Source organism: Nonomuraea sp. NPDC049504 (assembly GCF_040676845.1).
GTDB classification, from domain to species: Bacteria; Actinomycetota; Actinomycetes; order Streptosporangiales; family Streptosporangiaceae; genus Nonomuraea; species Nonomuraea salmonea.
In genome coordinates this window covers 210,842-236,479 of record NZ_JBFAPT010000004.1, presented here as the reverse complement: position 1 = coordinate 236,479, position 25,638 = coordinate 210,842, and the positions used below count along the sequence as shown (strand labels likewise).

Genomic DNA, 25,638 nt, shown 5'->3' with positions numbered 1-25,638 from the left:
CCCGCCTCAAGCGGTGTGCGGTGGACGGCCCAGCTCGAAGGTCATGCCGTGGCTGCTCGCCGTCGTGGTCACCGGGCGGCGGAGCAGTTCGCTCGCGCGGTGCGCCACCTCCTGGAACTGGCGCTGCCGCTCGGGGGTGTCGGCGGACGCCAGGCGGACGGAGCCCTTCTGCGCGAGCTCCTGGGCCAGCCACTGCCCCATGGAGGTGTAGAAGCGCGCCTCCTCGTCGGCGTCGAGCGGGGCCGGCCGCACGCGGCCGGTCTCGGGCGCGGGACGGTGCACGACGTGCGGCTCCAGGACGGATTCGCCGGCACGGGGCTCCAGGGGGTTCTCCATGCGGCGCAGTCTAGGGCGGCGAGCCGGGTTGGCGGCGCCGTTTGACGCTCTGCGTGGGGGTATGCGGCATTTGTCCCCGGCATCGAGGAGCCGAGCATGAAGGCAGTCACCTGGCACGGCAAGCGCGACGTACGGGTCGAGGAAGTGCCCGACCCCGCCATCAAGGAGCCCAACGACGCGGTCATCAGGGTCACCAGCAGCGGGATCTGCGGCTCCGACCTGCACCTGTACGAGGTCCTCGGCCCCTTCATGACCGAGGGCGACATCCTCGGTCACGAGCCCATGGGCGTCGTCGAGGAGGTCGGCTCCGCCATCACCACGCTCAAGCCCGGCGACCGCGTCGTCATCCCGTTCAACATCTCCTGCGGCCACTGCCACATGTGCGGCCTGGAGATGTACGCGCAGTGCGAGACCACCCAAGTGCGCGAGCAGGGCATGGGCGCCGCGCTGTTCGGCTACACCAAACTGTACGGCCAGGTCCCCGGCGGCCAGGCCGAGTACCTGCGGGTGCCCGAGGCCCAGTTCGGCCCCATCAAGGTCCCGGACGGGCCGCCGGACGAGCGGTTCGTCTACCTGTCGGACGTGCTGCCCACCGCCTGGCAGGCCGTCGCGTACGCCGACATCCCCGAGGGCGGCAGCGTCACCGTGTTCGGCCTCGGCCCGATCGGCCAGATGTGCGCCCGCATCGCCCGTCACCTCGGCCACCGCGTGCTCGCCGTGGACGGCATCACCGCCCGCCTGGAGCTGGCCCGTCGCCACGGCATCGAGGTCATCGACGCCAGCGAGGTCACCGACGTGCCAGGCGAGGTCAGGGAGCGCACGTCGGGGCGCGGCACCGACTCCGTCATCGACGCGGTCGGCATGGAGGCGCACGGCTCGCCCGCCGCCAAGCTCGCCCAGACACTCACCGGCCTGCTGCCCGACGCCGTGGCCGCGCCGCTCATGGCGAACGCGGGCGTCGACCGGCTGAACGCGCTCAACCAGGCCATCGAGACCGTCAGGCGCGGCGGCGTCATCTCCATCACCGGCGTCTACGGCGGCATGGCGGACCCGCTGCCCATGCTGCGCCTGTTCGACAAGGGCGTCACGCTGCGCATGGGGCAGGCGCACGTCAAGCGCTGGGTGAGCCCGATCATGCCGCTGGTCACCGACGACAGCGACCCGCTGGGCGTGATGGACCTCGCCACCCACCGGATGCCGCTGGACCAGGCGCCGCAGGCGTACGAGATGTTCCAGAAGAAGGCGGACGGCGCGGTGAAGATCCTGCTCAAGCCCTGACCGCTGGTTTCGCCGCCGCGGGCTCGGGCAGCGGTGCTGCCATGAGAGTCGTAGTGGTGGGAGCCACGGGGAACGTGGGCACCAGTGTGGTGCGTGCGCTGGCCGCGGACGACGACGTCACCTCGATCGTCGGCGTCGCCCGCCGGCTGCCGGGCTGGCGGGCGGAGCGCACCGAATGGCACCAGGCCGACGTGGCGACCGCCGACCTGACCAGGATCTTCGACGGCGCGGACGCCGTGGTGCACCTGGCGTGGCTGTTCCAGCCGACCAGGGACCCGGCGATCACCTGGCGGGCGAACGTGCTCGGCAGCATGCGCGTCTTCCGCGCCGCGGCGGAGGCCGGGGTGCCGGCGCTGGTGCACGCCTCGTCGGTGGGGGCCTACTCGCCGGGGCCCAAGGACCGGCCGGTGGACGAGAGCTGGCCCACGCACGGCTGGCCCGGGGCGGCGTACGGGCGGGAGAAGGCGTACGTCGAGCGGGTGCTCGACGTCTTCGAGCACGATCACCCGAACATCAGGGTCGTCCGCATGCGGCCCGGCTTCATCTTCCAGCGGGCGGCGGCGACCGAGCAGCGCAGGCTGTTCGGCGGGCCGCTCGTGCCGCGGCGGATGATCAAGGCGGGCCGGGTGCCGTTCGTGCCGGACATCCCCGGGCTGCGGCTGCAGGTGCTGCACGCCGCGGACGCGGCGCAGGCGTACCGGCTGGCCGTGACCAGGCCCGTGCACGGCGCGTTCAACCTGGCCGCCGAGCCCGTGCTGGACCCGGGCGACCTCGCCGAGCTGCTGGGCACGCGCACGGTGCGGGTGCCGCCCAAGCTGGCCATGGCGGCGGTCTCCGCCGCCTGGAACCTGCGGCTCGTGCCGGCCTCGCCCGGGCTGCTGGAGATGGCGCTGCGGATCCCGCTCATGCGGACCGACCGGGCCAGAGACGTGCTGGGCTGGATGCCCGAGCATTCGTCGCGCGAGGCGATGCAGGCGTTGTTCGAAGGGCTGCGGGAGGGCGCGGGCATGGACACCGCGCCGCTGGCCCCCGACGGCGGCCCGGCCGGGCGGGTCCGCGAGCTGGCCTCGGGCGTGGGCAGACGTCCTTGACACTCTGACTTTGTGTAAATTCCGGGGGTCGGGGAAAAGGATCACATGAGGTCCGGAAGCGCGGCCTGTGTCGGAATTGGCACGGAGGAGCGCATGCGCGTGTTGTTCAGCCAGACCTTCACCTTCCACGACGTCGGCAGGCTGCGCCACGAGGTCGCCGAGCGCGCCGGGAGTTGCGGGCTCCACGGGGTGAGACTCGACGACTTCGTGCTCGCCGTGCACGAGAGCGTGGTCAACGCCGTCGAGCACGCGGGCGGGCACGGCCGGTTGCGGCTGTGGACGGTCGACGGCGTCATCAGGGCCGAGACGAGCGACCGGGGCGCGGGCATCCCGGAGCCGTACGTGGACGGCGACAAGCAGGCGTCAGGACAGGCGTGCACAGGGCGCGGCCTCTACCTGATCCGCCGATTGTGCGACGCGGCCGACCTGCTCACCGGGCCGGAGGGCACCCGGGTGCTGCTCACCATGCGGTTACCGCGCGGCGCCGACCTGCCCGTGCGCAGGGGCATGCGGCGGATCAGGGTCGTCGCCCCCGGAGACGGGCACTCCGGCCACTTCACCGCCTGATCATTCACCGTCCCGCGCGCGGCTGACCAGCGCAGCGCCGGGTAGTCTCGTAGGGACGGAGAGGATCACCACGTGAGCGGCGACATGCCATCCCCCGAGATCATCGCTCCCGTCCGGCGTCTCGGCCGGCGAGAGTTCGATTTCGAGCGCCAGGTCGCGATCATGGCCATCGTCAACAGGACGCCCAACTCCTTCCACGACCAGGGCCGCACCTTCGAGCTCGACCAGGCGGTCGCGGCGGCCACGAAGGCCGTGTCCGAAGGGGCCGACTGGGTCGACATCGGCGGGTTCGCTTTCAGCGCCGCCCAGGCTCCGATCAGCGTGGCCGAGGAGATCGACCGGGTGGCGCCCGTCATCGCCAGGGTCAGGGCCGCCACCGACGCCGTGATCTCGGTCGACACCCACCGGCCCGAGGTGGCCGAGGCCGCCGTCGCGGCCGGCGCCGACGTCATCAACGACACCAACGGCCTGCGCGAGCCGGGCATCGCCGAGGTCGCGGCGGCCACCGGCGCGGCCGTGGTCGTCACCCACAGCCTGGGCGGGCCGGGCCGGCGGGTGCTGCGGCCCAGCTACGCCGACGTCGTCACCGAGGTGGCCGACTATCTGCGGGAGCGGGTGGCGTACGCGCTGAAGGCCGGCATCGCGCCCGAGAAGATCATCATCGACCCCGGCCACGACCTCAACAAGAACACCTTTCACTCCCTTGAGCTGACCCGCCGCCTCGAGGAGATCACCGCGATCGGCTATCCGACGCTGGTCGCGCTGTCCAACAAGGACTTCATCGGCGAGACGCTCGACCGGCCGCAGGGCGAGCGCAAAGAGGGCACGATCGCGGCCAACGTGGTCGCCGTCCTCAAGGGGGCGCGCATCCTGCGGGTCCACGACGTCGCGGCCACCGTCGCCTCCATCCGCATGATCGAGGCCGTGCTCGGCTGGCGCGGCCCGCTCGCCCCCCGTCACAACCTGGCATGAGGAGGTTCGCCACGTGACTCAGCGCAAGCCCATCGGGATGCCCTTCGAGAGCTGGATCGACCGGCAGATCCGCGAGGCGGAGGAGCGCGGCGAGTTCGACGACCTGCCCGGCAAGGGCAGGCCGCTGCCCGGTGAGGGCAAGCCGCTCGACGAGATGTGGTGGGTGAAGCAGAAGATCGAGCGCGAGGGGCTGTCGATGCCGCTGCCCCCGACGCTGGCGCTGCGCAAGGACGCCGAGAAAGCGCTGGCCGCGGCGCGTGACGCTCGGTCCGAGGCCGAGGCGCGGCGGATCGTCGAGGAGATCAACGAGCGCATCCGCGAGGCGATCCGCACGGGGCTGTCGGGGCCGCCGCTCAACCTGATGCCGTTCGACGTGGACGACGTCGCCGCCGAGTGGCGCCGCACCCACCGCTGACCCTCCTTGAAGGCGCGTAGGCGCCAGGTCATGCCCGCACGGCTCCCTGAAGGCGCCGCGTGCCGCCGGGCCGGTCCCACGCGTGGGACCGGGGTCCGGGCGCGGCGGCCCGGACCCCGGTCCGGTTGCTGAGGGACCCGGGTCAGGCGGGTCCCTCTGGCCGGCCGGCGCCCCGGGTCAGGCGGGACGCCGGTCGGCCGGGTCTAGTTGATCGGCGGGTAGGCGTTCTGCAGCAGCTGGCGGAACTGCGCCGAGAACCACTGGCCGGAGATCGGCGCGTCGGCCAGGGCGCCCGACATGTTGTTGCCGTTGAGGTCGTTGCCCTCGTACGTCGGGTCGCACATCCGGTCGAAGCGCTTGCCCTCGTCGTTGTCGATCTCCTCGCTGGCGCCGTCGGACTCGCCCGGAGGCTTGACCCAGACGTAGGCGTCGATGCCGCTGGCGGGCGCGGCGGTCGGGCGGGCGCCCATGCCGGCACCGCTCTGGTTGCACCAGTTACCGGCGTGGATGCGCCGGTCGACGCGGGACTGGTCGACGAACTGGTCCACGTTGGTCGCGGTGCTCGGGCCGCCCGGGCGGGCGCTGCCGCCCCAGCCGTTGCGCGAGGTGTCGATCAGCATGCCGAGCCCGGAGCGGAAGCCCTTGGCCACCAGGGCGTTGCGCAGGGCGACGGCGAAGGACTGCTCGTCGATGTAGTAGTTCCAGTCGACCCACTTGGACTGGCGGACCGAGGTGCCGTTCACCGTGGTGTTGACGGTGAAGTGCGGCTCGACCGTGGCGGAGTAGTTGGCGGTGTTGACGATGAAGCCGTCCACGCTGTCCACGCCGTCGGCGGTGCCGGCCACCGTCTCGTAGAAGAGGTTGACGGAGGGCTGGAAGTTCGAGTCCCAGCCGAGCCAGGCGTGGTGGGCGGCGTCCACGTAGGTGTAGACGTTGGGGATCGCGTGGAGCTGGTCGAGCGCGTACCGGACGCCGTCACGGTAGCCGCCGGCGCCGTTGGCCTCGCGGCAGTCGGCGAACCTGTCGAGGTTCGTGACCAGGTTCGGCAGCGAGTCGGGCTCGATGATGGTGACGATGCGCAGGTTCGCGTAGGCGGAGTCGCCGAGGATGTCGGCGATCGGGTCGATGTACTCCGTCTTGTAGCGGTTGAAGCCGTTCTCCGAGATGCGCAGCTCGCCGTTGGAGGCCAGCGCCGAGCAGTCGCGGTTCGGCAGGTTGTAGATGACGACCTGGATGGTCAGCGGCGCGGAGCCGTTGGCGGCGTCCTGCCTGACGGCCTCGTCCATGTGCTCGCGCAGGCTCAGCGCGTCGCCCGGGCCCTCGATGGCGGCGGTGCGGTCCATCCACACGGCGGTGGAGGTGTCGGCGACGGCGTCGCCGCCCGGCTCGGCCGCGGCCCTGGCGCTCCAGGTGGGGTTCACGTAGCCGGTGGCGCCGGAGTACGGGTTCTCCACGTGGGTGGGCGTGGGGCCGCCGTCGTCGTCGGCCTCGGTGGCGGTGACCGTACGCGAGGTCAGGCCGGTCGAGGCGACGGTGAAGGTGCGGGAGCCGTTCGCCGAGTCGGAGTCCTGCGCGGCGGCCAGGGTGACCGTCTGCGGGGTGTTCCAGTTCGACGTGCTGAAGGTGAGCGAGCCGCCGGACCCGACGGTCAGGTCGGAGTCGCCGCTGCCGGCCGTCGTGGTGACGGTCACGCTGGAGGACGGCTGCGCGGCCAGGCGCGCGGTGAACGTGCCGGTCGAGCCCTCGGGGACGGTCACCGAGGTCGGCGTCACGACGATGGCCTGCTCCACCGTGGCGTCGTCGTCCACCTCGGTCGCGGTGAGCGTGGCGCCGGTGACGCCGCTGCCGCCGACACTGAAGGCGGCGGTGCCCGCGGTGGTGTCGGAGTCCTGCGCGGCGGCCAGGGTGACCGTCTGCGCGGTGCTCCAGTTGCTCGGGGTGAAGGTGAGCGAGGAGCCCGAGCTGACCGTCAGGTCGGTGTCGCCGCTGGTGCGGGCGGTGGCGACGGTGACGTTCGAGCTGGGCGCGGCCGACAGGCGCGCGGTGAACGTGGCCGTGCCGCCCTCGTTGACGGCCACGGAGCTGGCCGACAGGATCACCGACGGGGTGGTGGGCGTGGTGTCACCGCAGGTGGTGCCGTTGACGGAGAACGTCTCCGGGCTGGGGTTCGTGCCCGTCCAGGTGCCGTTGAAGCCGACGGAGACCGACGCGCCGGTGGCCAGGCTGCCGTTGTACGGCATGTTGGTGCCGGTGACGCGGGCGCCCGACTGGCTCCAGTTCGCGCCCCAGCCGCTGGGGGTGTACTTCTGGTTCGTGGTCGGATAGTCGAAGGCCAGCGTCCATGAGGAGATCGGGTCGCCGGTGTTCTTCAACGTGATGTTCGCGGTGAAACCGCCCTGACCAGGGCTGCTCGTCCACGAGTTGGCTGTGTAGGTCACGTCGCAGGCGACGGCGGCGTTCGCGGCCGTGCTCTGGCCTGCGACGAGCCCTAAGGCCGCGACACTCGCGGCGGTCATGGTCACGGCCCATTTGCGGAGGCCGCGGTGGAGTCTCACTTGCGATCATCTCCAGTACTAGGTGGCTGGGAGCGCTCCCATGGTCTGCCGCCCTCGCGACGGTGTACAGAGCGCGGTTCTCTGGAGGGCCGCCGCCGCCCCGCATGCTCGTCTAATGCCCCGGAACGTGGATGAAACTTTCATCCCGGGCAGCCTGGTGAGAGGAAACGCGAGGGTTACCGCGACGCCATTCCGTTGACATACGAGCGAGGTCACCCACAATCCCGTTTGGGAGCGCTCCCACATCCCTACTCCCATGGAGACCCCGTGAAGCACAGACCTCCGATCCTCTTGACCCGCTTATCGAGGCGGCTCGCCGTGGCCACCTCCCTGGTCCTCGCGGCCGGGCTGACCTCGGCCATCACGGCGGCCCCCGCCCAGGCGGCCGTGGCGTGCGACGTGACGTACGCCGCCAACCAGTGGACCAGCGGCCAGGGCCAGGGCGGTTTCACCGCGAACATCACGTTGAAGAACACCGGCGACCCCATCACGTCGTGGACGCTGGCCTTCGACTTCCCGACCACCGGCCAGCGCTACACGCCGAGCGGCTGGGGCGCGAACTGGAGCCAGTCGGGCACCCGCGTCACGGCCACCAACATGCCGTGGAACGGCAACCTGGCCACCGGCGCCAGCACCAGCATCGGCTTCAACGGCACCTGGACGGGCAGCAACCCGAGCCCGGAGACGTTCAGCGTGAACGGCGTGACCTGTGGCGGCACGGGCAGTGCGCCCAGCGTCGCGCTGACCTCGCCGACCGCGGGCCAGACGTTCACCGCCCCGGCCACCGTGCCGATCGCGGCGACCGCCTCCGACTCCGACGGCACGGTCACCAAGGTCGACTTCTACCAGGGCTCCACCCTGCTCGGCACCGACACCTCCTCGCCCTACAGCTACAGCTGGGCGAACGTGGCGGCCGGCAGCTACTCCATCACCGCCCGTGCCACCGACAACTCCGGCCAGGTGACCACCTCGTCGCCGGTCGGCATCACGGTCTCGCCCAACAGCGGCCCCGCGCTGGTCGTCAGCCCGACGACGGTGTCCGTGCCCGAGACGGGCGAGGCGACCTTCGGCGTGCGGCTGTCGCAGGCGCCCTCGTCGAGCGTGACCGTCTCCGTCGCCCGCGCCAGCGGTGACGCCGACCTCACGGTCTCGCCGTCGTCCAGGACGTTCACCACGTCGAACTGGAACACCGCGCAGAACTTCACGATCAGCGCGGCCGACGACGACGACACGACCGCCGGCTCGGCCGTCTTCCGGGTCAGCGCCACCGGCTACACCGCCGTCGACGTGACCGCCAACGAGGCGGACGACGACGTCGGCGGCGACAACGAGTACGTGCAGCGCTTCGTGGAGCTCTACAACGAGATCCACGACCCGGCCAACGGCTACTTCTCGCCCGAGGGCGTGCCGTACCACTCGATCGAGACGTTCATGGTCGAGGCGCCCGACCACGGGCACGAGACCACGTCCGAGGCCTACAGCTACTACCTGTGGCTGGAGGCGGCCTACGGGCGGGTGACCGGCGACTGGTCGAAGTTCAACACCGCGTGGGCGTCGATGGAGAAGTACATCATCCCGTCCACGGCCGACCAGCCGACGAACTCCTTCTACGACCCGTCGAAGCCGGCCACGTACGCGTCGGAGCACAACGACATCACCCAGTACCCGACGGAACTGGAGACCGGCGTCAGCGTCGGCACCGACCCGATCGCGAACGAGCTGCAGAGCGCGTACGGCACCCGCGACGTCTACGGCATGCACTGGCTGCTGGACGTCGACAACACCTACGGCTTCGGCCGCTGCGGCGACGGCACCACCAAGCCCGCCTACATCAACACCTACCAGCGCGGCGCCGAGGAGTCGGTCTTCGAGACGATCCCGCAGCCGTCCTGCGACACCTTCGAGCACGGCGGCCCGAACGGCTTCCTGGACCTGTTCACCAAGGACGCCTCGTACGCCAAGCAGTGGAAGTACACCAACGCCCCCGACGCGGACGCCCGCGCCGTGCAGGCCGCCTACTGGGCGCTGACCTGGGCCAAGGAGCAGAACAAGGCCGGCGACATCTCCGCCACCGTGGCGAAGGCCGCCAAGATGGGCGACTACCTGCGCTACGCGATGTACGACAAGTACTTCAAGCAGCCCGGCTGCACGAGCCCCTCGTGCCCGGCCGGCACCGGCAAGAACGCCTCCAACTACCTGCTGAGCTGGTACTACGCGTGGGGTGGCGCGACCGACGCCAACGCCGGTTGGGCCTGGCGCATCGGCTCCAGCCACAACCACGCGGGCTACCAGAACCCGTTCGCGGCCTGGGCGCTGTCGAACGTCAACGAGCTCAAGCCGAAGAGCGCCACCGGCGCCACCGACTGGAGCACCAGCCTCACCCGGCAGCTGCAGTTCTACACCTGGCTGCAGTCGGATGAGGGCGCGATCGCGGGTGGCGCGACCAACAGCTGGGAGGGCGGCTACGGCACGCCGCCGTCGAACCTGCCGAAGTTCCACGGCATGGCCTACGACTGGCAGCCCGTCTACCACGACCCGCCGTCGAACCAGTGGTTCGGCTTCCAGGCGTGGACGATGGACCGCGTGGCGCAGCTCTACTACGCCACCGGCAACACCGACGCCAAGGCGCTGCTCGACAAGTGGGTGGCGTGGGCACTCGACCACACCACCGTCAACGCCGACGGCACCTACGAGGTGCCCTCCACACTGGAGTGGTCCGGCCAGCCGGCCGGCAACTTCAACGCGACGACCGGCATGCCGCCGGCCAACCCCGGCCTGCACGTGACCGTCAAGGACTACACGCAGGACGTCGGCGTGGTCGGCGCGTACGCCAAGGTGCTCATGTACTACGCGGCCAAGGCCAACCACGCCGAGGCGCGCGACACGGCCAAGGCGCTGCTCGACGGCGTCTGGGAGAACCGTGACGACAAGGGCGTCTCGGTGCCGGAGACCAAGGCCGACTACCGGCGCCTGAACGACCCCGTCTACGTCCCGCCGGGCTGGAGCGGCACCATGCCGAACGGCGACCCGATCAACTCGAACTCCACGTTCCTGTCGATCAGGTCGTTCTACGAGGACGACCAGGACTGGCCGAAGGTCGAGGCGTACCTCGACGGCACCGGCCCCGCCCCCGTCTTCAACTACCACCGGTTCTGGGCGCAGGTGGACGTCGCCGTCGCCCTCGCCGAGTACGGGCGGCTCTTCCCGTGAGAAAAGCAGCACTGATCGCTGCGGCGTCGCTGGTCCTGCCCCTTCTGGGGGCGGGGCCGGCGGCCCACGCCGCTGAGACCGCGCAGGCGGCGCCCGCCTTCGCCTACGGTGAGGCGCTGCAGAAGTCGCTGTGGTTCTACGAGGCCCAGCAGTCGGGCGCGCTGCCCGACTGGAACCGCGTCTCCTGGCGCGGCGACTCGGGCCTGGACGACGGCGACGACGTCGGGGTGGACCTGACGGGCGGCTGGTACGACGCGGGCGACCACGTCAAGTTCGGCTTCCCGATGGCCTTCTCCGCCACCATGCTGGCCTGGGGAGCGGTCGAGTACCGCGACGCCTACGCCTCCTCCGGCCAGCTCACTCACCTGCTCAACAACCTCAAGTTCGTCAACGACTACTTCATCAAGGCCCACCCGTCGGCGAACGTGCTCTACGGGCAGGTCGGCAACGGCGGCACCGACCACGCCTGGTGGGGGCCGGCCGAGGCGATGGCGATGAACCGACCGGCGTACAAGATCGACGCGTCGTGCGGCGGGTCGGACCTCGCGGGGGAGACGGCGGCGGCGATGGCGGCCTCCTCGATCGTCTTCCGCCCGACTAACCCCTCCTACGCCGACACGCTGGTGACGCACGCCAAGCAGCTGTACTCCTTCGCCGACACGGTCAGGAAGAAGTACACCGAGTGCATCACCGACGCCTCCAGCTTCTACAACTCGTGGAGCGGCTACAACGACGAGCTGGTGTGGGGCGCGATCTGGCTCTACCGGGCCACGAACGACGCCTCCTACCTGGCCAAGGCCGAGGCCGGCTACGCGAACCTCGGCACCGAGCCGCAGACCAGCACCAAGTCGTACAAGTGGACGATCGCCTGGGACGACAAGTCGTACGGGGCGTACGTGCTGCTGCACAAGCTGACCGGCAAGCAGCAATACCTGGACGACGCCAACCGGTGGCTCGACTACTGGACGGTCGGGGTGAACGGGCAGAAGGTGCCCTACTCGCCGGGCGGCCAGGCCGTGCTCGACCGGTGGGGCTCGCTGCGCTACGCGGCCAACACCGCGTTCGCGGCGCTGGTGCACAGCGACACGATCACCGACGCCACGCGCAAGGCCCGCTACCACGACTTCGCGGTGGGGCAGATCGACTACGCGCTCGGCGACAACCCGCGCAACTCCTCGTACGTGATCGGCTTCGGCGCCAACCCGCCGAAGAACCCGCACCACCGTACGGCGCACGGCTCGTGGACCGACCAGCTCACCAATCCCGAGCAGACCCGCCACACGCTGTACGGCGCCCTCGTCGGCGGCCCGCCCGACCCGAACGACGCCTACACCGACAAGCGCGACGACTACGTGATGAACGAGGTCGCCACCGACTACAACGCCGGCTTCACCAGCGCGGTGGCCCGGCTCTACAAGGAGTACGGCGGCGAGCCCGCGGCGAACTTCCCCGCCGAGGAGACCCCCGACGGCCCCGAGATCTTCGTCGAGGCCGGCGTGAACGCCTCCGGCTCGACGTTCACCGAGATCAAGGCCATCGTGCGCAACCAGTCGGCGTGGCCGGCGCGGGTGCTGTCGGACGGGAAGTTCCGCTACTACTTCACGCTCGACGGCGACACGACGGCCTCGCAGATCACCGTCTCGTCCGCCTACACGCAGTGCACGGCTCCGGTGCTGCGGCAGGCGAGCGGCCGTACGTACTACGCGGAGATCGACTGCTCCGGGCAGGCCATCGCGCCCGCCGGGCAGTCGCAGCACCGCAGGGAGGTGCAGTTCAGGATCGCCAGCTCGGGGACGTGGGACCCGGCCAACGACTGGTCGTACCAGAACATCCCGACCACGCCGGGCACCACGCCGGTGCGGACGGACCGCATCACCCTCTACAGCGGCGCCACCAAGATCTGGGGTGAGCCCCCGGGTCAGGAGGAAGAGGACACGACACCGCCCAGCAAGCCGGGCAAGCCCGCGGTCTCCGCGATCACGGGCTCGTCGGCCCGGCTGACCTGGACGGCCTCGACCGACGACGTGGGCGTGGCCGGGTACGACGTCTACCTGGGGTCCACCAAGGCAGGCACGGCCACCACCACGTCCTTCGACCTGACCGGGCTCACCCCCGCCACGGACTACACCGCCCACGTGGTGGCCAGGGACGCGGCGGGCAACACCTCGGCGGAGTCCGACGCGACCGCCTTCACCACCACGGAGTCCACCGACGGGACGCCGCCCAGCAGGCCGGGGAAGCCGGCGGTGTCCGGGATCACCGCGACCGGCGCCCGGGTGAGCTGGACGGCGTCCACGGACGACGTGGGCGTGGCCGGATATGACGTCTACCTGGGGTCCACCAAGGCAGGCACGGCCACGTCCACGTCGTTCGACCTCACCGGGCTGACCGCGAGCACCGCGTACACGGTGACCGTGGTGGCGCGGGACGCGGCGGGCAACAGCTCGACGGCCTCCGAGGCCACCTCGTTCACCACGTCCGGCGGGTCGTCGGGCGGGTGCGCGGCGGCGTACAAGGTGATCGGCTCGTGGGGCGGCGCCTTCCAGGCGGAGGTGACGGTCACCAACGCCGGCACGTCCGCTATCACCGGCTGGACGGTCACCTGGAGCTCACAGAACACGATCACGCAGCTCTGGGGTGGCCGGCACACCGTGTCAGGCGGCACGGTGACGGTGCGCAACGAGTCGTGGAACGGCTCGCTCGCGCCCGGCGCGTCGGCGACGTTCGGCTTCATCGCCAACGGGACGTCCACGACGCCGGAGCTCACCTGCACGCCCGCATGAAAGACCCCGCCCCCGCCGCAGGAGCGGCGGGGGCGGTTCCACTGAACCCGTCGGCCCGCACGTGCGTATGAGGAGGTGAGGCGAACCTTCAGTCCCTGCCCGAAGACCATCCCCGCCCGGATGGGACGGACGCGGCCGAACCTCCACTCGGCCGCGTCCGTTTTTTTCGCGTCCGGACCCTCACACGGCCCTTGTCCATGTGGACGGCCTTCGTCCGGACGGCCTTGTTGAAGGGCGCGGCCGGGGCTTCCGCCCCGGCCGTTCGGTCTCTAGGGTTTCCCGGCCGCCGAAGTGGCCAGGGTGAAGCGTTCGCGGGCCGCCTCGATGGCGGCGTCGTCGGAGAAGTCCTCGAACGCCTCCTGGTGGTAGCGCTCGGGGATGAGCCGCTTGACCCTGTCGGGGTAGCCGGCGCCCGGCTCGGGCACCCGCACCTGCGGCGGGATGCTGATCTTCACGGCGATCGGCCCCGAGGCCCGGACGGACGACGCCCACTCGGGGCTCTCCCCGGTGATGGCGCACATGTGGCGGGCGTAGACCCAGCGCACCTCGACCAGGGAGGTGGCGTTCGGAGGTTCGGTGCCGAAGGGCTCCACGGCGCACACGACGCCGGAGTCGAAGCTGTGCCCGTGGGCGTGGTGCTCGCCGGGTGAGGCCTGCTCGAGTATCAGGGTCACCTGCGCGGCGAGCTCGTCGTTCAGCGTGGAGGACGGCTGCCTGGCCGCGAAGAACATCACCCCGGCCAGGGTGACCCCGGCCAGGGTGATGGTCGCCGCGATGAGCCCGCGACGCGTTTTGATCACGGGCTGGTGCAGGTCAGGCTCGGTGCGGGGTTCGGGACCGAGCCGGTGGCGTTGAACCCGAACGTGGCGGACGCGCCGGGCGCGAGCTGCCCGTTGTACGTGGCGTTCTTGACCGCCACGTTGGGCGCTTGCCCGGACAGCACGCCGTTCCACGGTGAGCCGTCGAAGTTCTGCCCGCCGGTGTAGGTCCACTTGACGGTCCAGCCGTTGATGGCGCTGGTGCCGTTGTTCTTGACCGTCACCTCACCCTGGAAGTGGCCGGCCCAGCCGGTGTCGGTGGCCTTCCACGTGGCGGTGCAGTCGCCGGTGGGCGGCGGGTCCGTCGGGTCGGGGTCGGGGTCGGGGCCGGGCGAGCTGCCGCCGGGGCCGACGCCGGTCACTTCGCCGTTGCCGCCGTCGAAGACGACGTCGGAGCAGCTGTAGAAGTTCTCGTTGCTGTCGGAACGGATCCAGTGGGTGAAGATGATGTGCCGGCCGCTCTTACCGGACGGGAGCTGGGCGTTCCAGTAGTAGTAGTTGAGGCCGCCCGCTCCGCCGGACTTGGGCGGGTTGGTGACGCTGCCGAAGCGCTCCAGGTCCGACCACTTCAGCGGCGAGCTGGGGTTCCAGCCGTCCCTGGTGATGTAGTAGTCGAACTTGCCGGGGTGCTCGGCCCAGTTGCTGTGCCGCATCTGGATGTTGGCGCCCGACGTGAGGTGGGTGGTGGGCCAGTCGGTGCGGGCCGCGTTGTAGGCCGAGAAGTCGTAGGGGCCGCCGGTGCCGCCGCTGCAGATCTGGCCGTCGGGGATGAAGCCGGTGGTCCGGCCGGCGCCGTCGGAGCGCAGGACCGCGAACCAGTTGTAGAGGGGGGTGGCGCCGCTCTGGTTGACGGCGGAGGCGCACGCGGGGTTGTAAGGCTGGATCTGCCCGTTCTCCCGCAGGGCGTCCTGCCAGCACAGGAACGTACGGCTGCCGGGGAACATCGACACGCCGTGCGCCTGTGCCTGTGTGGGCACCATTAACGCTGAGGTGATGAGGACGAGGACGGCGGTGAGTGCCGCCGACTTGAACAACTTCATGGAGATTCCCTTGCGCTGACGACAGAGGAAACCTGCCCACGACCTGCCCGCCCGGCCTGCGCATTGAATCATGCTTTTTCGGGATTCGACAATCTTCCGTGAAACTTTCAACCGATCTTGGTCATGGTTTGTGCTGGTGGTCGTACGTGGGGGCCATGAAGCACGTACGAAATGCTTGCCGGAGTTTCGTGGCGGCTGGAGGCTGACGTAGTGGGAGCGCTCCCACTACACTCCCCTGTCAGAGAGGCGGGAGCTACACGCCATGAGGCACGCGCACATCTACCTGATCATCGGGGCGTTACTCAGCCTCGGCCTGTTCGCCTCACCGGCGAAGGCCGCGCCGGTGATCTGCGAGAAGTACGGCTCCACGAGCATCCAGAACGGCCGCTACGTCGTCATGAACAACGTCTGGGGCGCGAGCACGGCCCAGTGCATCGACGTCAACCAGAACGGCGGCTTCACCGTCACCCAGTCCGCGCACAACAACTCCACCAGCGGCGCACCGGCCGGCTACCCCGCCATCTACGCCGGCTGCCACTACGGCAACTGCACCTCGGGCAGCAACCTGCCCATGCGGGCGAACTCCTCCGGCTTCGCCGCGCTGCGCAGCAGCGTCAGCATGTCGTACCCGGGCTCGGGCACCTACAACGCCTCCTACGACCTGTGGTTCGACCCCACGCCGCGTACCGACGGCCAGAACACCGGCGCCGAGCTGATGATCTGGCTCAACCGGCAGGGCTCGATCCAGCCCATCGGCTCGCGGGTCGGCACCGTCAACCTGGCCGGCTCCACCTGGGAGGTCTGGTTCGGCAACACCGGCTGGAACGTCATCTCGTACGTGCGCACCTCACCCGCCACCTCGCTCGACTTCACCATCGACACCTTCTTCTCCGACGTGGTCAACCGCGGCTACGGCCAGCGGTCGTGGTACCTGACCAGCGTCCAGGCCGGCTTCGAGCCCTGGATCGGCGGCGCCGGGCTGAGCGTCAACTCCTTCTCCTTCACCAACACCGGCGGCGGCGGTGGAGGGGGCGGCGGTGGGGGCGGCAACGGCAGCTGCACGGCCGCCGCCACCACCCAGGGCTCATGGAACAACGGCTACGTCGTCCAGCCCGTGACCGTGACCAACCGCGGCACCTCGGCGCTGAACGGCTGGACGGTCACCTTCCCGCTGCCGTCCGGCCACACGATCACCGGCATGTGGAACGCCGACTACTCGGTCAGCGGCGGCACCGTCACCGTCAGGAGCCTGTCGCACAACGGCGGGCTCGCGCCGGGCGCCGCGACCTCCTTCGGCTTCCAGGCGTCGCGGCCCGACGGGAACACGCAGGTGCCCAGCGGATACACCTGCGCATAGAGGCTCGCGCGGGCACGCTTTGCGAGGGGCCCAGTCCGCGCGAACGAGGGGTACGGCTGGTGCTGCCGTACCCCTCATCAACTTTCCGCGTCTGATCTCTGTCTGATCTCTGTCTGATCTCTGTCTGATCTCTCGGTCAGTCGCGCCGCATCGCGGCTTCGATGTCGTCCAGCCTGGCCTGCAGCTCGCTCAGGCAGGCCGGGCGCAGGCGGCCTTCGCGCAGCCGGTCGGAGAGCTTCTGGCGCAGGTCCCGCGTCCTGGAGACCTCCTCCGACGGGCCGTGCGCCTGCGCCTGGCCGGTGGACACCAGGCCGGCGAGCACCTGCTTGAGGTCGAGCACCACGTCGTCGTCCGTCGCGCCGCACGGCGTCCTGGCCTCCAGCGTGGTGGTGAACTCGGCGGCGGCTTGCTCGACTGTGCGCGCGGAGGCCGGAGAGCGCTCGACCAGCCGGGCGGTCGGCGACGGCGGCGACGGCGGCACCACCGGCGTCACCGGCGCCACCCCAGGGTCGCGCATCGTCTCCTGCGGCGTCCCCGACTGCTGGAACCACAGCAGCGCCGACAGCGCGAGCACCGCGGACCCGGCCACCGTGAGCCCGCGCCGCACGTGACGGCCCAGCGTCGCGGTGCCGAGGGCGGAGGTCAGCGCGGAGACGATCTCCGCCGCCGCCGGCCGGTCCTCCGGCCGGTGCGCCAGACAGCGCTGACAGAGCGTGGCGACGGCGTTCGGCACGCCGGGCACGCGGGGCGGCGGCTCGGTCCTGCGCGCCGCCTCGATCTCCTCCCACGTCGTCTCCGGGTACGGCGTCCGCCCGGTCAGCATGAGGTGCAGCAGCACGCCGAAGGCGTAGACGTCCACCGCCGGATGGGTGGGGGCGCCCAGCAGCCGCTCAGGGGCGACGTAGGGCGGGGTGCCGCGGTCGTCCTCCGGATCGCCGGCCCAGGCCGCGATGCCGAAGTCGAGCAGCTTGGGGCCGCTCGTGGTGAGCAGCACGTTCTCGGCGGTGACGTCCCGGTGCACCAGGCCGCGGGCGTGCCCGGCCATCAGCACCCTCGCCAGCCGCAGCGCGATGGAGGCGGCCTCCTGCCAGGGCAGCGGGCCCTGCTCGATGCGTTCGGCCAGCGGCGTGCCGTCGAGCAGCGGCATCACCACGTACGCGGCGACGCCGCCGCTGGTGGTGACGGTCTCGCCGTAGTCGTAGATCTCGATCGAGTCGGGATGGATGAAGCGGGCGGCGGCCCTGGCCTCGCTGCGTACGCTGACCCGCTCTCCCGGGTCGGTGTGCAGCGAGGCCGTGAGCACCTTGACCGCGATCATCCGGTGCAGGGACTGGTCGAAGGCACGCCAGATGACCGACATGCCCCCGCGGGCCAGCGGGTCCAGCAACAGGTACCGCCGGGCCAGGACGTCCCCTGGATTAAGCCGACTCACGGACGACCAGTTCCGTGGGGAGTACGGGGTCGACGCCCGAGGCCCCTGTCAGGAGCAGCCGGGTGGCGACCGTGGCGAGCTCCTCGACGGGCTGGCGGATGGTGGTCAGGGCGGGGACGGTGTGCCGGGCGACCGGCGCGTCGTCGAACCCGATCACCGCGACGTCGGCGGGCACCTTGCGCCCTGCTCTGCGCAGGGCCTGGATGGCGCCCGCCGCCATTAAGTCGCTGGCCACGAACACGGCGTCGAGACCGGGCGCGTGGCGTAACAACCATTGCATGGCGTGGGTGCCGGAGGCGGCGGTGAAGTCCCCGTACGCGACGGGGACGTCGGGAGCCCCGGCCGCCTGGAGGGTCCTGACGAGACCTTCCAGCCGGTCGCGGGCGCCGGGTAAGGAGGGCGGTCCGCCGATGGCGGCGACGTTGCGGCGGCCGGAGAGGAGGAAGTGCTCGGCCGCCTGGCGGCCTCCGTCGAGGTTGTCGACGTCGGCGAACGGGAGTTTGAGGTCGTGGGGCGGGCGGCCGATGTTGCGGACCGGGACGCCCGAGGTGGATAACTTGATCGCCAGGGGATGGCGTTCTCTGGCGCCGATGATCAGCACCGCGCCGGATAACGCGGGCAGCGTGGACGAGGTCGGGGTGACGGTGGTCACCATGAGGTGGGTGCCGTGCTCGTTGATCACCGCGCCTGCGGCGGACAGGAGCCGGGCGTAGTAGGGTTCGGAGAACAGCCGGGGCAGGTGGTCACAGATCACCGCCGTGACTCCGTCGGCCATGGTCTTGGCGGCCGTTCCCCGGGGTGCGCGTTGTCGGACGTATCCCATTCGGGACACGGCGTCGTAGACTTGGCGGCGGGTCGAGGTACTGACCCGCACCGAGCCCGTGAGGACTCTTGATGCGGTCGCGGGGGAAACCCCTGCAGCGGCCGCCACCTGTGCCAGTGTGGGCTGCTCGGTCATGGAGCACCTCGCGGAAAGATCCTGGGAGCGCTCCCACGTTACCAATGTTTCGCCGCTGTTAATAGGGCCTTTGCTGAGAGTGCGTCCGCCTGTGCGGACGCACTCCGAATTTGCTCAGCTAGATGCGGTGGTAACCGTCAGAGGTTTCTGTGCAGGAACGAGATCACGGAGATATTTCCGTGCCCGATTTGTCGTATCCGACAATCAGGAAACCCTGCCATTGTGATCACCCGAAGTCCGCGATGTCCGCCTCGTCCAGGGGGCCGTCGCCGACGTCGTTCGTCGCGTCGTCCGGCTGCGTCTGACGCACCGGTGCGCAGCCCGAGCCGCAGCCGCCGAAGCGGGCCGTGTTGACCGGGTGGAACTCGGTGGCCGGCACGCCCTTGAGCGCGCCCAGCATGGTGTCCTTCCAGATCGGCCCGGGGATCGTGGCGCCGAAGACGTTGCCGTAGTACCTGCCGCCGATGGTGACGCCGTTCAGCTTGTGGTCCTGCGCGCCGCGCGGGTCGCCGATGCTGACCGCGCCGGCGAGGTCGGGGGTGAACCCGGCGAACCAGGCGGTGGCCTGGTTGTCCGTGGTGCCCGTCTTGCCGGCGGCGGGCCGCCCGATGCCGCCCACGCCGCGCATGGTGCCCTTGGTGAAGACGCCCGACAGGATGTTCGCCGCCGCGTCGGCGACCTCGGGGTCGAGCGCCTTCTTGCAGTCCGGCTTGTAGGTGGTGACCTTGCCGTTGCGGTCGGTGATCTTGGTGATCGCCATCGGCTCGCAGAACTTGCCGCGCGCGCCCAGCGTGGCGTACGCGTTGGCCACCGTCACCGGGTCCATCTCGTTGGTGCCCAGCGTGAACGTCTCGAACTCGAGCAGGTCCAGCCCGTCGGAGCGGTGGATGCCGAGCGACTTGGCGGTCTGAACCGTCTCACACAGGCCGACCTTCTGCTCCAGCATCACGAAGAAGGTGTTGACCGACTGCCACGTACCGGTGGCCAGCGTCTTGAAGCCGCCGCCGCCCTCGTCGTTGGTGACGGTGTGGCTGGGGTCGCCGATGCTCTCGCCCTTGCAGTTCTTGAACGAGGAGTAGTACGGCGCGGTGTAGCCGCTGCCCACGGTGAACCCGTCGTTGATCTTCCAGCCCTTCTTCAGGGCCGTGACCAGCGTGAACGTCTTGAACGTGGAGCCCGCCTGGAAGCCGGTGCCGCCGCCGTGCTTCGCGTCGGCCACGACGTTGTACGACATCTCCTTCTTGCGCTTGTTGTTGCCGTACTTGCGGCTGGCGGCCATCGCCTTGATCTCGCCGGTGCCCGGCTGCACCAGGGCCTCGGCGGCGACCGGGTTGTCCTTGGCGTAGACGTACTTCTTGATCGCCTGCTCGGCGGCCCGCTGCATCTTCGGGTCGAGCGTGGTCTGGATGGTCAGGCCGCCCCGGTTGAGGAACTGCGAGCGCGCCTTGGCCGTCTTGCCGAACGCCTTGTTGCTCAGCACCTCGTTGCGCACGTACATGCAGAAGTACGGGTACTGGCTCGCGCTGCAGCCGCCGGGCAGCGAGGTGCCCTTGTAGCCGAGCGGCTTGGACTTGGCCTCCTCGGCCTCCTCGGGCGTGATCTTCTTCAGCTCGGCCATCCGGTCGAGCACCACGTTGCGCCGGTTGAGCAGCCGCTTGCGCTGGGCCTTGCCGAGGTTGGGGTCGGTCGCGTTGGGGTCCTGCACGGCGCCCGCCAGGGTCGCCGCCTGCACGAGGTTGAGCTGGGACGCCTTGACGCCGAAGAAGCGCTTGGCGGCGGCCTCGACGCCGTTGGCGTGGGCGCCGAAGTAGGCGATGTTGAGGTACTTCTCCAGGATCTCGTCCTTGGTGTACTTCTCCTCCACCGCCATCGCGTAGCGCAGCTCCTTGAGCTTGCGCGCGTAGCTGGCCTCCAGGGCGGCGTTGCGCTCCTTGTCGGTGGTGGCCGAGTTGAGCAGCACCTGCTTGACGTACTGCTGGGTGATGGAGGAGCCGCCCTGCGCGATGCCGCCCGAGGCGAAGTTCTTGGCCAGGGCGCGCATGGTGCCCTCGATGTCGATGGCGCCGTGCTCGTAGAAGCGGAAGTCCTCGATGGAGATGATGGCCGTCTTCATGATCGGCGCGACCTGGTCGAGCGTGACCGACTCCCGGTACTGCTCGTAGAACTGCGCGATCGGGTTGCCCTTGGCGTCGACGACGGTGGTCTTCTCCGCGAGCGGGGGCTCTTTGAGCTCTTCGGGTTTGATCCCGAGGTCCTCCGATGCCGAGACGAATATCGCTCCGGTGCCGCCGACCGCGGGCAACGCGACCGCGGCGGCCAGCACGCCGGCCGCGGCAGCGGCCGCCGTCAGGCGCGCGACACTCGACAAACGGGAACCCATGGTGGTAATCCCCTCCCCCTCGTGGCAATAGGGTGCATCCTAAACCCGGGCATGACATGCTCCGCGTAAAACCTTGGACGTTCCTTGACCCCGAAAAGTTGATCCACATCGGCGTTTTTTGCCGGGATCCTGGGTATAACCGACGTTTGCCCAGCTTGAGGCCGCTGCGGTTCCAGTGATCTTCTGTGGCGGCTGTGATTCCGTCCAGCCCCGGGCAAAGAAGCGTGTCGGCCGCCGTGTCCCCGTACGCCGATCTGGCAACGTCTACCAGGCCATTTCTTCCCGCGCCTTTGGTGGAGGGGCTTCATGCGTCACGTCGGGGAAGGCGAGCACGTCGATCGGCTGCTCGCCGCCGCCAGGACCTGCTGGGGGGAGCGCCCCGGCGGAGACGGGTACGTCGCCGTGGAGGCGTACGACGAGGACCTGCGGGCCGTGGCCAGGACACTGCTGGTGGGACGGGCGCTCTGCGGCCTGCTGGGGACGCGGCTCGTCGCGCGCACCCGGCCGTCGTGGGCCCGGCTCGCGGTGGCCTTCGGCGCCGCCGACACGCCGCCCGACCAGCCGCCCGCGGCCGTGGTCACCACGGTGGCCGACCGGTCGGTGCCGAGGGAGATCCCCGTCCTGCACGTGCACGGCACGGGCTCGCTCCAGGCGTACGCGCTCTTCCCCGACCAGGGGTCATGCTCGATCGACGAGGAGCTGCCCGCCAGGGTAGGCGCGTTCTTCGAGCGGCACGTCTGGCCCCGCCGCGAGGCGATCAGGCCGGGCGCCGAGCGGGTGACCAGGCGGGCGCGGCGCGGCTACCAGGTCCGTACGGAGACCGAGCGCCGCCAGCTCCGCCACTACGGCTGCGCCAGGCTCGGCCTCGACCCCGACCGCCCCACGATCGCCGTGCACGCCCACGCGCCCGGCCGCGACGACCGCATGTTCGCCGCGATCACCCAGTACGCCGCCTCCGACGAGTCCGCGAACTGGCTCTTCCACGACCCCGTCACCTGGCACGCCCGCACCCGGCGGGTGGACGGCAAGCTCTCGGCGAACCTGCTGTGGAGCATGACCGACGCCGCCGTCACGTTCGGCGACAGCGACCTGCCCGCGTTCGGCATCCCCGTCGTCCAGGCCGGCTGGTCGGCGGGCCGCGCGTGCGGCGCCGTGCACGCTCCGGCCACGCCGTCGGAGCTGCGCGCGCTGCTGGGCGAGGCCATCGCCAGGCACGCCAAGGGCGAGAGCATCCTCGGGCCGGAGCAGCGCGAGCGCGCCCGCCTCTGGCTCTGGCTGCGCCGCTGCGGCGCCGACGTGCCGAGCCAGCTCCTGCCCCATTGGGAGCAGGGCGACGACTACGCGCGGGTGCTCGCCGTCAACCTGCGGCACGTCGAGCCGGACGGCGACCCGCTGTTCAGCGCCGTCGCCCGGCTGTGGGAGCGGCGCGACCCCGTGCTCACCCGCTTCGACTTCCACGATCAGGACATCACGTGCACCCCCTGGAGGAACACCCGATGAGCAGCTCAGGATCAGTCACCGACGTGGACCCGGTGATCCTTCCCGCCATCCCGCCCGTGCATCTGAGCAGCGGCAAGGTGGCCCCGCTGCAGGTCACCGACCGGCTGCGCAGGGGCAGCCAGATCGTGGGCAGGTTCGAGACGTCGGGGCTGGCCGGGTTCAAGGTCTCGGCGCAGGGGCGGTCGCTGCGGGTGCAGGTGTCGCTGTCGGCCGACGAGCGGTCGGTGAGCGGCTGGCACGAGGGGCGGGTCGAGCCGCTGGGCCCCGTGCCGCGCTTCCTCCAGGTCAGGTCCCAGGGCCGGCTGCGGCAGTGCGTGCTGCTGCGCGGCCGCAGGGCGCACGCCAGGGTGGCCTTCGACCTGACGCCGGAGGAGATCCCCGACGACGGGCTCATCTGCGTCGAGGTCCTCGACATCACCGAGGGCGACGGCATCAGCGAGGAGGTCCGCGAGGCCGTCTCCGGGCGGATCGCGTCCGACGGGGTGGCCGGGGTGCGGCTGGACAAGGTCGTCTTCGAGGAGCCGCCGCCCGTGGACTTCGACCCCGACACGCTCGACGGGTCGCGCTGCGAGCTCTACTCGCTGATCAGCGCGGGCGGGCTGGCGAACGTCAACCGGCAGGGCGCGCGGGTGCTGCGCTCGGGCATGTTCGTGGTCAATCCCGTGCTCAAGGATCGGTTCGGCTCCAGCGGGGACATCACGCTGCGGCTCGGTACGCGGGCCGAGGCCGTGAGCATGATCCCCGCGACGTGGAAGCGGGTCAACAGCGAGCTGCGCTGGCTGCGCCACGCCACCAGGAAGCTGCTGCAGTCGGCCGCGCCGCCGGTCGAGCGGGTGCTCAGCGTCAGGGACGGCTCCCTGGGCGAGCCCGCGCAGAGCGTGCAGGGGAACGTGACCGAGCTGGTGGTGCCGAGCCCGTCCACCGCGCCGCTGCTCGTCATGCTGGGGCCGTGCCCCGACTGCGTGCCGACACTGGAGTCCGGTACGCAGTCGGTCTGACCCGCCCCAGGTCGCATGCCGGATCCGCCCAGTTTTAGCGGCTTATATCGCGATCACCTGTGAAAATGCCGCTCAGCGGGCAGTGTTCCTCTGTGGGAACGAGCGGATTGCGGATCGAGACGACCCGACACCTGCACTGCACGGTGGTCCGTGCCGACGGAGTGCTCGACCACGCCGGCCGCGTGCGCTTCAGCTCCTGCATCGACCTCGTCTGGAACTGGTCGGTCGGCCCCGTCCTCGTGTTCGACCTGGCCGACCTGGACTTCTACGACGCCTCGATCATCGGGGTGCTCGGCATGGCGCTGCAGCGGATGGAGGAGGAGGGCGGCAGCGGCCGGATCATCCTCGTCCGGCCGTCGGCGCACCTGCTGACCGTGCTGCGGCAGACCGACCTGCTGTCACACGTGGAGCTGCGCGACAGCGTCGCCGAGACGGTCACCGAGCTGACCCTGCACCCCTCGGAGCCCGAGGAACAACACCCCGGCGCCGCCCGCCGCGCCACGGGCTGACCGCCTCAGAGCCCGTACGTCTCCAGCAGCCGCAGCCAGATCTCGCTCACCGTCGGGAAGGACGGGACCGCGTGCCAGAGGCGGTCGAGCGGCACCTCGGCCGTCACCGCGATCGTGGCCGCGTGGAGCAGCTCCGCCGCGCCCGGCCCGGCGAAGGTGACGCCCAGCAGGACCTTCCTGTCCTCGTCCACGACGGCCTTGGCCTTGCCGCGGTAGCCGTCGCCCAGCAGGTAGGCCCCCGTGACGGCGCCCATGTCGTACTCGACCGCCCGCACTCGGAAGCCCTCGTTGCGGGCCTCCTCCTCCGTGCGGCCGACCGCGCAGACCTGCGGGTCGGTGAAGACGACCTGGGGCGAGCCGTAGGAGTCGGCCAGGTCGCGCATGGCGGGCAGCTCGTCGCCGCGCGCCCTGGCGGCGATCACGTCACCGCAGATCCGCGCCTGGTACTTGCCCATGTGCGTGAGCAGCGCCCGCCCGTTGACGTCGCCCACGGCGTAGAGCCAGCCGTCGGCCACGCCGGTGGCCCGCATGCTGTCGTCGACCTCGACGGGGGCGTCGTCGGGCAGGCCGATCGTGTCGAGCCCGAGCCCTCGGGTGGCGACGTCGCGGCCGGTGGCCACCAGCACCTCGTCGGCCTCCAGCGGCGGGCCGTCGCCGAGGTGCACGGTGACCTTGCCGCCCGGCTCGGGCCGCTCGACCCGCTCCATCTGCGTGTGAAAGCGCACGTCGATGCCGGCCTCGGCGAACGACTCCGCGACCAGCTCGCCGGCGAACGGCTCCATGCGGCCGAGCAGGCGGCCCCCGCGTACCACGACGGTCGTCTGACGGGCGCCCAGCCCATGCATGGCCTGCGCCATCTCGCAGGCGACCACGCCGCCGCCCAGCACGACCAGCCGCTCGGGGACCGAGGACGCCGCCGTCACCTCGTGACTCGTCCACGGGTTCGCCTCGGCGAGGCCGGGCACGGGCGGCACGGCGGCGGTGCTGCCGGTGGCGAGCACGACGGCCTGGCGGGCGGTCAGCACGCGCTCGTCGCCGTCCTCGGTGGTGACCCGCACCCGCTTGGGGCCGTCGAGCCGGCCGCGCCCGCGGAAGAACTCGATCGGCACGCTCTCGATCCAGCGCACCTGCCCGCCGTCGTCGTAGGCGGAGACCGCCTCGTCGCGCCTGGCCAGCACCCTGGCGACGTCGATCTCGCCCAGCGTGAGCCCCGGCACCCTGGCGACCTCGGCGGCCAGGTCGACCGGCCGGAGCAGGGCCTTGCTGGGGACGCACGCCCAATAGGAGCATTCGCCGCCGGCCAGCCGTTCCTCGACGATCGCGGCGGTCAGCCCGCCGCGCACCGCGCGGTCCGCCGCGTTCTCGCCGGCGGGTCCAGCGCCGATCACGATCACATCGAACTCGTCAGCCACCGCTGCCTCCCCAAGCACTCGCTCGGC

The 25,638-nt window shown here is 70.6% G+C and carries 19 protein-coding genes; 11 read left to right on the top strand and 8 right to left on the bottom strand.

Annotated elements, in window-relative coordinates; genetic code table 11:
• Positions 1-6 precede the first annotated feature (6 nt).
• The gene (locus AB0K28_RS10120; protein WP_345392229.1) at positions 7-336 is read right to left on the bottom strand and encodes a hypothetical protein; all 330 of its coding nucleotides are present in this window, start codon (positions 334-336) and stop codon (positions 7-9) included.
• Positions 337-432: 96 nt separating this feature from the next.
• Between AB0K28_RS10120 and AB0K28_RS10115 the strand changes: the two genes are divergently transcribed.
• From AB0K28_RS10115 to AB0K28_RS10095, 5 genes are all read left to right on the top strand, one after another.
• Positions 433-1,614 (top strand): zinc-dependent alcohol dehydrogenase, encoded by a 1,182-nt coding sequence (locus AB0K28_RS10115; protein ID WP_345392226.1) that lies wholly within the window; start codon positions 433-435, stop codon positions 1,612-1,614.
• A gap of 41 nt (positions 1,615-1,655) precedes the next feature.
• Positions 1,656-2,705 carry an NAD-dependent epimerase/dehydratase family protein gene (locus AB0K28_RS10110; RefSeq protein WP_364367502.1) on the top strand — a complete coding sequence of 350 codons (1,050 nt, stop codon included), beginning with the start codon at positions 1,656-1,658 and terminating at the stop codon, positions 2,703-2,705.
• A gap of 93 nt (positions 2,706-2,798) precedes the next feature.
• The gene (locus AB0K28_RS10105) at positions 2,799-3,272 is read left to right on the top strand and encodes an ATP-binding protein (protein WP_345392220.1); all 474 of its coding nucleotides are present in this window, start codon (positions 2,799-2,801) and stop codon (positions 3,270-3,272) included.
• A gap of 72 nt (positions 3,273-3,344) precedes the next feature.
• Complete coding sequence (gene folP, locus AB0K28_RS10100) at positions 3,345-4,244, top strand: dihydropteroate synthase (RefSeq protein WP_364367499.1); 900 nt, start codon at positions 3,345-3,347, stop codon at positions 4,242-4,244.
• A gap of 13 nt (positions 4,245-4,257) precedes the next feature.
• A complete protein-coding gene (locus AB0K28_RS10095; RefSeq protein ID WP_364367496.1) occupies positions 4,258-4,659 on the top strand; it encodes a DUF1992 domain-containing protein in 402 nt (133 codons plus the stop codon).
• A gap of 203 nt (positions 4,660-4,862) precedes the next feature.
• Here the strand turns inward: AB0K28_RS10095 and AB0K28_RS10090 are convergent, their stop codons facing one another.
• Complete coding sequence (locus AB0K28_RS10090; protein ID WP_364367493.1) at positions 4,863-7,175, bottom strand: glycoside hydrolase family 6 protein; 2,313 nt, start codon at positions 7,173-7,175, stop codon at positions 4,863-4,865.
• A gap of 306 nt (positions 7,176-7,481) precedes the next feature.
• Here AB0K28_RS10090 and AB0K28_RS10085 point away from each other — a divergent pair, with 306 nt between their 5' ends.
• Positions 7,482-10,424, top strand: coding sequence for a glycoside hydrolase family 48 protein (locus AB0K28_RS10085; protein WP_364367490.1), 2,943 nt, complete (start codon positions 7,482-7,484; stop codon positions 10,422-10,424).
• A 29-nt stretch (positions 10,425-10,453) separates the two neighbouring features.
• A complete protein-coding gene (locus tag AB0K28_RS10080; protein WP_364368020.1) occupies positions 10,454-13,207 on the top strand; it encodes a glycoside hydrolase family 9 protein in 2,754 nt (917 codons plus the stop codon).
• Between the two features lie 269 nt (positions 13,208-13,476).
• On the opposite strand, the gene AB0K28_RS10075 is transcribed toward AB0K28_RS10080, so the two are convergent.
• Together AB0K28_RS10075 and AB0K28_RS10070 are read right to left on the bottom strand one after the other, a co-directional pair.
• On the bottom strand, positions 13,477-14,007 hold the full coding sequence (locus AB0K28_RS10075; RefSeq protein WP_345392193.1) for a hypothetical protein: 531 nt from the start codon (positions 14,005-14,007) through the stop codon (positions 13,477-13,479).
• Positions 14,004-15,065: a lytic polysaccharide monooxygenase gene (locus tag AB0K28_RS10070; RefSeq protein ID WP_364367486.1), complete on the bottom strand. Its 1,062-nt coding sequence runs from the start codon at positions 15,063-15,065 to the stop codon at positions 14,004-14,006. The genes AB0K28_RS10075 and AB0K28_RS10070 overlap by 4 nt, the downstream gene beginning before the upstream one ends.
• A gap of 262 nt (positions 15,066-15,327) precedes the next feature.
• Between AB0K28_RS10070 and AB0K28_RS10065 the strand changes: the two genes are divergently transcribed.
• A complete protein-coding gene (locus tag AB0K28_RS10065) occupies positions 15,328-16,422 on the top strand; it encodes a cellulose binding domain-containing protein (RefSeq protein ID WP_345392187.1) in 1,095 nt (364 codons plus the stop codon).
• 136 nt (positions 16,423-16,558) lie between these two features.
• Here the strand turns inward: AB0K28_RS10065 and AB0K28_RS10060 are convergent, their stop codons facing one another.
• The 3 genes from AB0K28_RS10060 to AB0K28_RS10050 all read right to left on the bottom strand — a co-directional run bounded on the left by AB0K28_RS10060 (position 16,559) and on the right by AB0K28_RS10050 (position 21,180).
• A complete protein-coding gene (locus AB0K28_RS10060; RefSeq protein WP_364367482.1) occupies positions 16,559-17,854 on the bottom strand; it encodes a serine/threonine-protein kinase in 1,296 nt (431 codons plus the stop codon).
• Positions 17,841-18,812 (bottom strand): LacI family DNA-binding transcriptional regulator, encoded by a 972-nt coding sequence (locus tag AB0K28_RS10055; RefSeq protein WP_364367479.1) that lies wholly within the window; start codon positions 18,810-18,812, stop codon positions 17,841-17,843. The genes AB0K28_RS10060 and AB0K28_RS10055 overlap by 14 nt, the downstream gene beginning before the upstream one ends.
• Before the next feature lie 226 nt (positions 18,813-19,038).
• Positions 19,039-21,180, bottom strand: a complete 2,142-nt coding sequence (locus AB0K28_RS10050) for a transglycosylase domain-containing protein (RefSeq protein WP_345392181.1) — start codon at positions 21,178-21,180, stop codon at positions 19,039-19,041.
• Between the two features lie 318 nt (positions 21,181-21,498).
• On the opposite strand from AB0K28_RS10050, the gene AB0K28_RS10045 reads away from it, so the two are divergent.
• From AB0K28_RS10045 to AB0K28_RS10035, 3 genes are all read left to right on the top strand, one after another.
• Entirely contained in the window at positions 21,499-22,692 is a 1,194-nt protein-coding gene (locus tag AB0K28_RS10045) for a hypothetical protein (protein ID WP_364367476.1), read from the top strand.
• Positions 22,689-23,690, top strand: coding sequence for a hypothetical protein (locus AB0K28_RS10040; RefSeq protein ID WP_345392175.1), 1,002 nt, complete (start codon positions 22,689-22,691; stop codon positions 23,688-23,690). The genes AB0K28_RS10045 and AB0K28_RS10040 overlap by 4 nt, the downstream gene beginning before the upstream one ends.
• Before the next feature lie 92 nt (positions 23,691-23,782).
• Positions 23,783-24,199, top strand: a complete 417-nt coding sequence (locus tag AB0K28_RS10035) for an STAS domain-containing protein (protein WP_364367472.1) — start codon at positions 23,783-23,785, stop codon at positions 24,197-24,199.
• 5 nt (positions 24,200-24,204) lie between these two features.
• On the opposite strand, the gene AB0K28_RS10030 is transcribed toward AB0K28_RS10035, so the two are convergent.
• Positions 24,205-25,611: an NAD(P)/FAD-dependent oxidoreductase gene (locus AB0K28_RS10030; protein ID WP_364367469.1), complete on the bottom strand. Its 1,407-nt coding sequence runs from the start codon at positions 25,609-25,611 to the stop codon at positions 24,205-24,207.
• Positions 25,612-25,638 lie beyond the last annotated feature (27 nt).